Here is a 10383-nt window from a genome sequence, read left to right on the forward strand (position 1 = left end):
CGGCCGCACCAGAGGGCAGTCTGCGAGAACGAGGTTAGGGGGTCAGAATTGGACGCCGATCCCCCGCCTCAAGGGGTCAAAGTTGCACGCCGAAACACACCTTCTCCGACGTGCAGACCCAGTGGGTGATGCCCGGAGACCAGGTAACGCTGTTCCCGGTGAATATCACCTCCGCAACCGAGGTGTCGGGTCAGCAGCTGCCGAGCCCGAGCAAGGATCCCGTCCGCGGCGGCTGGCTCGGCCCCTTCAGCATCAGCCCGCCCGATTCCCAGACGAAGGAGATCTGGCTGGACTACGTCTGGCCGTCCGGGGCCGGCGCCACCAGGAAGGCCAAGGAGTACCCGGTCAATTCGACGATCCTGGCGGAGGGTCGGAAGATCGACGGTGCAGGCGCGCCGATCGGCGGGGAGAGCGCGCCGTGGGTCCGGCTGCTCGAGAAAACCTACAGCATCAACAAGAAGACGGCCTTCCGCGTGACGGAGAAGGTCGCGGTGGATGGTGGCCGGTGGCAGGTGCGCTCGCGGCGCGGCGGCGACTCCTACGGCGATTCCAATCTCGATCCGGACATCCAGGCGCACGACGACGTCTCTTGGACGGCCGCGCGGGCGCTCCTCGATGGGCCGCAGTCCTTCCCCGGCGTGACGATGCTGGCTACGGTGATGAAGGCCGATGCTCAGCTGTCCGGCGGGTCGCAGAACCGCGTCGGCGTGATCGCCTGCCGGCGGATCGAGGTGTACGCGGATGGTCTATGGAGCATGGCTCCCAGCCGCAACCCGATCGACGCGGCCATCGATATGTGGCGCAACCGGGATTATGCGGCCGGCCTCTCCAGCGCCAGCCTGCTCCTGCTCGATCTCCTTTATCAGCGCGACGCTGCGGCCGCGCGGGGCGACACCTTCGACCACTTTTTCGAGGGATCGGTTTCCATCCAAGAGGCCATCGAGACCGCGCTTCGGGTCTGCAAGAGCAACCCCGCGTTCATAGGCGACCGCCTCAGCATCGTGCGCGACGAGCCCAAGGCGCCGCGGATGCTGTTCACGGATCAGGAGATTGTCCGGGGATCGCTCACCATCAAGCGGAACCTGCTCGACGATACCTGGGCCGATGGCGTGGTGGTCAGCTACTTCGACGAGCGCACGAACCGCGCTGCTGAGGCCGCCTCGGCGCAGGGTCTCCAGCGGCCGGCCCGGGTCGAGGTGCCCGGGGTGAGCAAGCCGGACAAGGCCGTCGAGCTCGCCCGGCACCTCGCGGCGGTGAACCGGTACCGGCGCCGGCGCGTGTCGTTCCAGGTCGAGCTGGAAGGCCGCATGCTGAAGCGCGGCGATCTCGTACTCGTACAGAGCGAGCTGCCGCAGACGTGGGGCCAGGGCGGGGAAGTCCGGACCTATCTCCAGGTCAACGGGCAGTACCAGATCACGCTGGACGCGCCCGTCACCTTCACGACCGGGGCCGCCCATTTCGTGCGCTTCCGGCGCCGCGATGGGCGGCCCTATGGCCCGATCCTCGTCACGCCGGGAACGGGGCAGCAGAAGTTGATCGCCCTCGATGTGGCCGATCTCGCACGCGTTGAAGCCCAGCAGGGGCACTTGGCCACGCAGGTTCTGCAGCGGGCGGCGACAGAGGACCCGCCGAGCTACGCCTTCTCGATCGGCACGCCTCGTGAGTACCGCGGCTTGGTCGTTGCCGCCACGATGCGCGACTTCATCGCCACCCTGGAGACCGTGATCGAGGCACCGGAGGTGTACGCGGCGATCGGCGGCGACGTGCCACCGATCCCGAATGTCCCGATCATCTTTACCGACCAGACGCTGCCGATCATCGTGCGGCTGAGCGCCCGAGCGTATCAAAGGGGCGCCGGGCTATTCCTGTCGGTGAGCTGGGACCCAGTCCGCAACGCGGCCCTTTATCTAGCGCAGGTGAGTCTGGATCTAGGCGCGACGTGGCAGGAGGCCTTCCGGGACAGCTTCACGACGTTCGAGATCCCCCTCGCGCCGGTCGATCGGGTCTTCGCCCGCGTTGCGTGCATCACCGCGTCCGGGATCCTCTGCCGGGCTGTCCAGACCGAGTGTGCCGTGCCGGCTTTGCTGATCGACGGCTCCCTCATCGACGTCGTGACGCTGCCGCCGATCGACTATGCCGGCCTATCGCAGGACGTGCAGAGCCGGATCGCCCACATTCTCGACGTGGAGGCACAGGCGAACGAGCAGGCGGCCGACCTGCTGGCGCGCGTGCTGGCCGCTGCCGCAGTCGGCGATGCCAATACGGCCTCGATCATCTCGGAGAGCCAGACCCGGCTCCAAGGCGATCAGGCGCTCGCCACCGACCTTTCGGCCGTCGTGACGCGGGTCGGCAGCACCGAGGCGGCGGTTGCGACGGAGCGATCCGCGCGCATCGACGGCGACAGCGCCCAGGCGACGCGCACCGATCTCCTCATCGTCCAGACGAACAGCGATCGGGCGTATTTCCTGTCGACCACCAATGCGCTGATCGATGGGGATCAGGCCCTCTCAACCCGTATTGACGCCCTCAGCGCAACAGTCGGCAGCAATACCGCGGCCATCATCTCCGAGCAGCAGGCGCGCGCGGATGGGGATAGTGCCCAGGCCTCGCGCACGGATGCGCTGATCGCGCAGACGAACAGCGATCGGGCGTATTTCCTCGGCACCACGAACGCACTGGCCGACGCGGCCGGCGCATCGGCGTCGCAGATCAACGACCTCTATGCCCGCTCGGATGCGGGCACGGCGGTCGGCCGGTTCTCGATGCAGGTGGCGTCCGGCCCCGGTGGCGTGACGGCCCGCATCCAGGCCCTGGTGGCGGCGACCCGCGGCAGCCAGACCTACGGCGCTGGCTACTACATCGACCTGCTCGACAGCGGGCAGTCGCGCTTCGTGGTGGACGCGGATGCGTTCTACATCACGAAGGGTGGATCGTCGGTGCCGCTGCTGTCGTTCGACGGCACGACCCTGACGATTCCCGTGCTGCGCGTGACGCAGGGCATCATCGCCCCCAACGCTGCCGCGGACAAAGTCGTCCAGACGGTCGAGAATTTCACCGCGGATGGCTCGGCTGGGGTCTGGCGCGAGGTGCCGGGCTCGGCCGTCATCGTCGATGTCGATTCCGCTCCCGGGTTCGGGATCACCTTCAACATCACGTCGGACCTGTATGCGAAGGCGGTCGGCAGCAACGCAACGTACGTCGCGGTAGATTTCCGCATCGCCTTCGCGATCAACGGAAACATCTACAATGGACGAGCCGTCAATGCGGTCTCGATCGGCGGCGGTGGCGGCGTGCCGAACATCAATGAAAAGAGCACGGGTCGCCTCAGTTCGACGGACTTCGAGGTTCTGCCGCCCGGCCAGCAGCGCATCAGCCTGCATTACTTCTATCAGGCAGGAAGCGCGGAGTGCGTCGGCCGCATCACCTTTGGCCAGATCAAGGCCCTGATCAGCAAGCGTTGAGACGAAGGAAGCTGCGATGATCACCGTGACCGAGACCTCCAAGCGCGAACTCACCACCCCGGAGGAAATCCTGGCCTTCCTGTCCGAGCGCTACGCCGCGCAGGACCCGGATCGGTTCGCGCCGGGCACGCGGGTCCGCATCAAGAGCCGGACCGGGCTGGGGCCGGAATACGGCATCGGCGATGTCGGCGTGGTGCTGTTCGACGGCGCCGCCACGGCGGCCTGGGCCGACGTGCTCGTGCTCAACACCGTCGGCTTGCTGGTGGTGATGCAGATGCCGCGTGACAGCCTTGAGCCGGCGGAGGCCGCTGGTGAGTGAGGTGCCCGCGCCGGCCGCCGCGCCGCCGCGCTCGCTGAGCGCGCATCAGATCAACGGCCGCCTCACCGAACTGACGCGGCAGCGCGACGTGGCCCAGGCGCATTGCGTCATCCTCGCCGGAGAGAAGGCGGAGGCGCTGGACCTGATCAAGACCCTGCAGGCGGAGGTCGAGGCCCAGCAGGCGTTGATCGAGGGCCTGCGTAATCAGCGGGTGAACGGGCATGACTCGCCGTAGGGCGAAGAAATAGGCCTCTCCGCCATCAGGGCTCGCTGTCGTGCCCTGATGGCGATGCCCCGCTCCCGCTCGGCAGCGTCCAACTTCCATGGGCGAGCCGGTGGATCGCATGGCGGACTTTCCCCTCTACGCCTTCACGACACAGGAGGACTGGTACGGCGAGCTCGTCATCCAGTCGGCCGAGGCGGGCAACGCACCTGTTCCCCTCGCAGGCCGCAACTTCGAGATGCCGATCACGCCGAGCCAGCAGGGCGGCCCGCTGATCGAGGCGGTGCGCACCCTGACGATGGCGCAGGGCGGCGGCCTGTCCTTCAAGACGGACGGTACGGACGGCACCTTGGTGTTCCGCGTCCCGCGCGACATCGCGCGTACCTTCCCGCGCCAGGACTACACCGCGGACGTGCTCGAGGTGGTCGACGGCGAGCGGCACCTCTTCCTGCCGGTCCGGATCCGCTACAGCGAGCCCTCCGGCCTGCTCTCCTACATCTCGCGGTTCATCGGTGCGTCGGTCACCTTCGCGGCCCGGCAGCAGCCGATCATCACCCCGCTCGCCATCGCCGGCCGCCAGGGCAAGCGCGGCAACTCCGTCCTGTCCGGCAACCGAGCGCCGATCAGCGCGGACGGGATCGATGGCGATTACTGGATCCAGGATCGAACGGCGAGCGGCCAGAGGCGTCAGATGTACGGGCCGAAGCTGGCTGGCGCTTGGCCCGGCACGCCCTGGATCCTCGAATCCGATACGAGCGTGCGGACGTTCGCGAGCGCGGCCGACGCCCTCACAGCGATCCCGCAGGGCACCTATGGCGTCGGCACCCTGAACGGGCAACTCGCCGTCCTCGCCAACGTCGGCGGCGCCCTGAAAGCTCTTCCCTTCGTCACCTCCACCGATCTCGATGCCTGAGGCTCCGATGCGCAAAATCGCCGCCCTCCTGACGCTGCCCGCGCTCGCCTTGGCGAGCCCGGCCGGCGCCCTCGACATCCGCTCCTCGGCCGTGGCCGGGCGGGGCTCGCCCGCCGGCAACCCGCTCTGCGCGGATCCGAAGAACATCGAGTTCAACCGGGCCGACCGCACGCTCACGATCTGCGACCCGTCCAATAATCCCACCGTCACCACGCTTCTCAACGCGCTCCCGGCCGGCCGCAAGGCCGTGGAGCAGGGGCGGGCCGAGGATCTGACCGTCACAACCGGTGGCGTGACGGAAGTGCTGTCCTCGCTCCAGTCGCGCTCTGCGCTCTACCCGACGCGCTCGGCGGCAGCCGCGATCCCGATCCCGAGCACGACGACCTCCGTGGTGCTCGGCGGCTATGCGGCGCAGGGTGATGGTGGCGCTGCCCGCTACGTGGCGGTGGGCTCGCAGCCCTCCCATCTCGGCCGTTTCCAGTCCCTCGACGGACGCTGGTGGGCGATTGCAGAGCCCGTCCTCACCCCCGAGATGTTCGGCGGCAAGGCTGACGGCGGGGTGACGGACAACCTCGCCCCGATCAACGCCGCCATGGGGGTCTTGGGCTATGGCAACGGGACCTTGCCCGGCGTCGGCGGCAAGATCGCCCTGCATGGCAACGGGTCGACCTGCTACGGCATCAGCGGCTCGATCGACATGACGGGCAAACACGGCTTGGAGTTCGTCGGCGACGGCTCCCTGCGCTCGTGCGTCCAGTCCATGGGTGCCGGCACCTACCAGCTATTCAAGGTGTCCGCGACGGTCACCGCCCCGACGACCAAGGTTGCCGTGCGCGGTCTGGCGCTCTACTGCGCCGGCATGAATGTCTATCAGGCGGACGGGGTCGACTGGTCCTATACGGACACGAGCGCGATCACCGACAACCTGTTCCTCGGCTGCAATCGTGGGATCGTGGCGGTGGGTTCCTGGCAGTTGCGCGTGGAGCGCAACCGCTGGGACGGCCTCGGCACCCAGCAGAATGGCACCTGCCTGTGGCAGGATCTGCCGACCGACCCGAACGACACGTTCGGCAACAACGCCGTCATCGCGACCGGCAACATCTGCCAGAACGTGGCGCTCTACGGCCTCCGGGCCAAGCACGGCACCGGGTCGATCTACAGCAACAACCAATGGCTGAACGGTGTGCGCGGCGTCTATGCGTGCGACAGCGGCTCCTCCACTTGGCCGTGCCAGTTCATGTTCTGGAACGGCGATCAGACCGATACGACAACGGGGGAAGGCTGGTACTTCAAAAAGGGCCCTGCCCCCTTCATGTCCTTTATGGGTGTCGCCGGCACGTCTTGGACCGGCCATTCCTATGGCAGCGCCGCCTACGTCGAGGGCGCCTCCTACGTGACGATGCATTTCGGGAACCTCGTCACGACCGATATCGGGCTCAACCTCGTCAGCACCACAAACAGCAAATTCACCGGGACCGTGCGGGACTACAACCGCAACAACAATGGCTCGCCGGGCGTGAAACTGGTTGGGTCAAGCGACAACACGATCGATTTCAAGGCGACGACACAGTTCTCGGCGGTCGGATACAACGGCTATGTCGAGGACGCGACCTCGCTGCGCAACAGCATCTACGGCTTCGGCCAGTCGGCCTGCTCAATCGGCTTGCAGTTCGGCGGTGCGGCGGCCGGCCTCGCCTATGTCGGCGGCGGCCAGGCGTGCTCTTACGAGGTCAACGGCCGCACGGTGCGGATGCAGTATTATCTCGGCCTGAGCGCCAAGGGCACCTCGACGGGCGTCGCAACGCTGGCGGGTCTGCCATTCGCCTCGGCAGGTGGCGCGGTCGCGTATGGCGGGATGAGCCCCTTCATTGCCGCCTCCGGCGTGAGCGGGATCACGTCGCCTTATGCGCAGGTCGGCCCCGGTGCGACGCTCGCCCAGCTCGCCCAGCAGGGGGCGACCGGCGCCGGTAACCTCAGCGATGCCAATTTCTCGAACACGTCCGTGATTACGGGCTCGCTCACCTACACCAAGCAGTGACGGCGCCAGCGCCTTGCGCTGGGTCGCCACCGTGCGCCGGCTGACGATGCCGTAGGCGCGGGGCTCCTCGATCGGCCTATTGGTTGGTCGTAGGCCCTCGAAAAAATAGCGCTCCTCAGGTCGCCATGCGGAGACCTGAGGATGAAGATCGACGAGATCCAGCGCGCCCTGATCGCGCGGGGCTATGACCTTGGAAAGGGAGGCCCTTCCGGCAAGGGCGATGACGGCCGCTGGGGGCGCCTGTCGATCGCGGGCACGAAGGCTTTCCAGGCCGCAGAGGGGCTGAAGGTCACGGGCGTGGCCGATGCGGGGACCCTGACCCGCCTGTTCCCCTCCGCGGTGACGAAACCCGCTCCCATCCCGCCTTGGTACGCCGAGGCGCGCCGGAAGATGGGCCTGCACGAGGTGCGCAACCGCTCGGTCCTCATGGCCTGGCTGCGCAGCGACGGGAAGACGCTCGGCGATCCCGCGAAGCTGCCCTGGTGCGGCGATTTCGTCGAGACGTGCATCGCGCTCACCCTGCCCGAGGAGCGCATGGTGGCGAACCCCTACTACGCCCTGAACTGGCTGCAGTTCGGCATGCCCCTGGCGATCCCGGCGATCGGCGCGGTGCTCGTGTTCAAGCGGACCGGCGGCGGCCACGTCGGCTTCTACGCGGGCGAGCGCTCGGATGCCTACCGGGTGCTGGGCGGCAACCAGTCCAACCAGGTCTCGGAGACGTGGGTCGAGAAGGCGCGGTGCCAGGGCATCCGCTGGCCCTCGACCGCCGCTGCGCCGTCCGGTGGCCGCGTCATGGTCTCCGCCAGCGGCGCCCTCTCCACGAACGAGGCCTGACCCAACCCTTTCCATTTTGGAATGAGTTCGACCCGCGCCGGCCGGGCCCGCCGAGCACCCCTCATAGGACACCATCATGAACCAGGAACAGTACCTCTCCCTTGCCCGCACGCTCCTCCAGATCGGCGGCACCATCGCGGTGACCAGGGGATGGATCGCGCCGGAGCAGGCCGCGGCCCTGACCGATCAGCTGCTCGTGTTCGGCGGCGCCCTGGTTGCGGTGGGCGCGACCATCTGGGGCCTCGTCGCTCGCTCGAAGAAGAACCTCATCGCCGCGGCGGCTGCCCTTCCGGAGGTGGCCTCGATCCAGGCTGCACCCGCTGTGGCCAGCGCGGTCCCGAGCGACAAGGTGAAGCCGATCTAACGTGCCCTGGAATCTCATCATCAGCTTCGTCGTCGGCTTCCTCAATCGGTGGCTGGCGACGAAGCGGGCCGAGCAGGCTCTGCGCGACCTCGGCGCCTCCACGCAGCGCGCGGATAGCCTGCGCGAGGCCGACCGGCAGGAACATGCGGCGCGCCAAGCGGGCGCCGCCGCGGCCGACGCAGCCGACGATCCTCGCGACCTGAGGGACTGAAATGGATTCGCTCCTCTGGATGCTCGTCGGGCACGCCTTGGCGGATTACCCGCTCCAGGGCGATTGGCTCAGCAAGGCCAAGAACCACACGCTGAGCTTGATCCCGGGCGAGGCGATCTGGCCTGGCGCGCTGGCTAGTCACGCGGCGATCCACGCGGGCGCCGTGAAGCTCTCGACCGGATCGTGGGTGCTCGCCGGGTGCGAGTTCATCGCCCACGCGATTATCGACCGGACGAAGTGCTCCGGCCGCCTCTCCTACAACGTCGACCAGGGTCTGCACGTCATCTGCAAGCTCGCATGGTTCGGCGCACTTTCCCTGTTCGGACCGCTACCATGAGCACCTTCACCTGCGCAGTCGGCTTCTTCGTGCTCACCTGCAGCGCGCCTGATCCCGTCCCGGATGCCGCGCGTTTCTGCCAAACCGTTGAGCCGGTCCGCTACAGCCGGACCGACACCGCAGAGACGCGCCGGCAGCTGCGCATCTTCAACACGAAATGGCGGGCCCTCTGCGGGGCAGGACGCTGATCAAGTCCGGAAAGAATATGACCTTCGGCGTGAGTTTCGATCCGTACTCAGGAAAGGGGGGCCATGTGCCTGTCTATGACCCCGATCCCATCATCAACGAGCGAATCCGGCGCGCTGTCCGCTACGGGCAAACCCGCTGGGCGGAGATCTGGCTTTCCTGGATCGCGCTCAGCGTCGGGATCGTGCTGCTCGGACCGACCAACACCTTCAGCGCCCCGAGCTTTCGGGTGATCGCAAGCGTGGTCAGCGAGACCACGGCCGGCTCACTCTGCGTCTTCTTTGGGGCACTGCGGCTCCTGGCGCTATGGATCAATGGCCGCCGCGGCAGAGAGACGTCGCTGATCCGGACCTTCGGGTGCCTTGGCGGATTCGCCTTCTGGCTCGCTATCGCGGTCGGCTTCCTGATGGCGGCACCTCCGGTCGTCACAGGCGTCGCAGTGTACAGCGTCCTTGCCATTGCCGAGTTGCACGCCTCCGGCCGCGCGGCCAGCGACATGGCGGCGGAGGATACCTTCGGGATCAGAGCGCGCAGGAGGCGGAACGGTGGCAGCACCGGAAGCTCTTCAGCAACTTGACTCGTGGCCCGCCATCCTCGGCGGGATCGCGGCGGCGATCGCAGCGGTACTGGTCCCCCTCAACGGCTTCGTGAAGACCCTCCTCGATTATCGGACGGAGGCTCTAAAGGCCGAGAAGCTGAAGCCGGAGGTCGCGCGCGACGTAGCAACGACGGCTGGCGGGGCGGTCTACGACAGCATGGCGACGGCCGACCTCACGGCGGCGATCAAGGATCTCGCTGCAGCGATTCGCGCAGACACGGCTTCGGACGAGGCCCATCACAGCAGCCGGCTCGCCTCGGTGCTGGACACGTTGATGACCCGGCTCGATCACTTCGACGGCGAGCATCGGAAAGGAGAGAGCGACCATCGCAAGGGTGGTGGCTTCTGGCCAAGCCGATGACGTGCCCGCCCGTAGAGCAGGATCTCAGCGCCGTTTGGTGTGGGATAGCGCTGCTCGTCGGCATCATCCTCGGCATGAGCCTGAAGCAGCCGCCCGAGCCGCCAAACGCCTAGAGCCAGCCCTGCACGACCGGTCGGGCCCGATCCTGAAAGCGCAAATGTAACAGCGCTAAACGCCAACGTGTTGGTGATTAATCTCAGACCGAGACCGGGCCTCGATCGTAACACGCTCGTTTCCCATCAGCACGTTGGCGCCGACTGTTAATCGCCTTGTCGCAGGTTCGAGTCCTGCTCGGGGAGCCACCGCACCAATAGGTGCTTGATCTTCCTCAACAATCCGGCTTCCGCCCCGCACCTGGTTACTCGGTGCGGGTATAGCGTCATCGCCCAGCCGATCGGCCATATTGCCCGAGAGCTTCCTCCGGTTGGCTCCGCGGACATGACCTGACCGGCATTTTGGACCGAGCCGATTGAGAGGCTACTGCATGGTGGCGGCCATGGGTAGCCGGAAGGCTCGATCCGGGACGGTGACGGGCGCA

At 67.1% G+C, this 10383-nt stretch carries 12 protein-coding genes; all 12 read left to right on the plus strand.

Annotated elements, in window-relative coordinates:
* Window positions 1-110: 110 nt before the first annotated feature.
* The 12 genes from MTDSW087_RS28880 to MTDSW087_RS28935 all read left to right on the plus strand — a co-directional run bounded on the left by MTDSW087_RS28880 (window position 111) and on the right by MTDSW087_RS28935 (window position 9845).
* Window positions 111-3461 carry a host specificity factor TipJ family phage tail protein gene (locus MTDSW087_RS28880; RefSeq protein WP_144769106.1) on the plus strand — a complete coding sequence of 1117 codons (3351 nt, stop codon included), beginning with the start codon at window positions 111-113 and terminating at the stop codon, window positions 3459-3461.
* Between the two features lie 16 nt (window positions 3462-3477).
* A complete protein-coding gene (locus MTDSW087_RS28885) occupies window positions 3478-3780 on the plus strand; it encodes a hypothetical protein (RefSeq protein ID WP_144769108.1) in 303 nt (100 codons plus the stop codon).
* Complete coding sequence (locus tag MTDSW087_RS28890) at window positions 3773-4015, plus strand: hypothetical protein (RefSeq protein WP_144769110.1); 243 nt, start codon at window positions 3773-3775, stop codon at window positions 4013-4015. The genes MTDSW087_RS28885 and MTDSW087_RS28890 overlap by 8 nt, the downstream gene beginning before the upstream one ends.
* A gap of 109 nt (window positions 4016-4124) precedes the next feature.
* A complete protein-coding gene (locus MTDSW087_RS28895; protein ID WP_144769112.1) occupies window positions 4125-4916 on the plus strand; it encodes a hypothetical protein in 792 nt (263 codons plus the stop codon).
* Window positions 4917-4923: 7 nt separating this feature from the next.
* Window positions 4924-6954, plus strand: a complete 2031-nt coding sequence (locus MTDSW087_RS28900) for a hypothetical protein (protein WP_144769114.1) — start codon at window positions 4924-4926, stop codon at window positions 6952-6954.
* A gap of 141 nt (window positions 6955-7095) precedes the next feature.
* Window positions 7096-7788 carry an NlpC/P60 family protein gene (locus MTDSW087_RS28905; RefSeq protein WP_144769116.1) on the plus strand — a complete coding sequence of 231 codons (693 nt, stop codon included), beginning with the start codon at window positions 7096-7098 and terminating at the stop codon, window positions 7786-7788.
* A gap of 76 nt (window positions 7789-7864) precedes the next feature.
* Window positions 7865-8152 carry a Pam3-gp28 family putative phage holin gene (locus MTDSW087_RS28910; protein ID WP_144769118.1) on the plus strand — a complete coding sequence of 96 codons (288 nt, stop codon included), beginning with the start codon at window positions 7865-7867 and terminating at the stop codon, window positions 8150-8152.
* Between the two features lies 1 nt (window position 8153).
* Entirely contained in the window at window positions 8154-8363 is a 210-nt protein-coding gene (locus tag MTDSW087_RS28915; RefSeq protein WP_144769119.1) for a peptidoglycan-binding protein, read from the plus strand.
* A 1-nt stretch (window position 8364) separates the two neighbouring features.
* Window positions 8365-8700 (plus strand): DUF3307 domain-containing protein, encoded by a 336-nt coding sequence (locus MTDSW087_RS28920; RefSeq protein ID WP_144769121.1) that lies wholly within the window; start codon window positions 8365-8367, stop codon window positions 8698-8700.
* Window positions 8697-8888, plus strand: a complete 192-nt coding sequence (locus MTDSW087_RS28925; RefSeq protein ID WP_144769123.1) for a hypothetical protein — start codon at window positions 8697-8699, stop codon at window positions 8886-8888. Before MTDSW087_RS28920 ends, MTDSW087_RS28925 begins: the two co-directional genes overlap by 4 nt.
* A 17-nt stretch (window positions 8889-8905) precedes the next feature.
* Window positions 8906-9463, plus strand: coding sequence for a hypothetical protein (locus tag MTDSW087_RS31150; RefSeq protein WP_238179672.1), 558 nt, complete (start codon window positions 8906-8908; stop codon window positions 9461-9463).
* Window positions 9432-9845: a hypothetical protein gene (locus tag MTDSW087_RS28935; protein ID WP_186384042.1), complete on the plus strand. Its 414-nt coding sequence runs from the start codon at window positions 9432-9434 to the stop codon at window positions 9843-9845. The genes MTDSW087_RS31150 and MTDSW087_RS28935 overlap by 32 nt, the downstream gene beginning before the upstream one ends.
* Window positions 9846-10383 lie beyond the last annotated feature (538 nt).

Origin of the sequence: Methylobacterium dankookense (assembly GCF_902141855.1) — a bacterium.
Taxonomy (GTDB): Bacteria; Pseudomonadota; Alphaproteobacteria; order Rhizobiales; family Beijerinckiaceae; genus Methylobacterium; species Methylobacterium dankookense.

Bases quoted from the DNA above. Each gene is read 5' to 3' on its own strand.
- MTDSW087_RS28925 (WP_144769123.1), top strand. From the start codon at position 8,697: ATGAGCACCTTCACCTGCGCAGTCGGCTTCTTCGTGCTCACCTGCAGC.
- MTDSW087_RS28895 (WP_144769112.1), top strand. From the start codon at position 4,125: ATGGCGGACTTTCCCCTCTACGCCTTCACGACACAGGAGGACTGGTAC.
- MTDSW087_RS28920 (WP_144769121.1), top strand. From the start codon at position 8,365: ATGGATTCGCTCCTCTGGATGCTCGTCGGGCACGCCTTGGCGGATTAC.
- MTDSW087_RS28885 (WP_144769108.1), top strand. From the start codon at position 3,478: ATGATCACCGTGACCGAGACCTCCAAGCGCGAACTCACCACCCCGGAG.
- MTDSW087_RS28900 (WP_144769114.1), top strand. From the start codon at position 4,924: ATGCGCAAAATCGCCGCCCTCCTGACGCTGCCCGCGCTCGCCTTGGCG.
- MTDSW087_RS28910 (WP_144769118.1), top strand. From the start codon at position 7,865: ATGAACCAGGAACAGTACCTCTCCCTTGCCCGCACGCTCCTCCAGATC.
- MTDSW087_RS28905 (WP_144769116.1), top strand. From the start codon at position 7,096: ATGAAGATCGACGAGATCCAGCGCGCCCTGATCGCGCGGGGCTATGAC.
- MTDSW087_RS31150 (WP_238179672.1), top strand. From the start codon at position 8,906: ATGACCTTCGGCGTGAGTTTCGATCCGTACTCAGGAAAGGGGGGCCAT.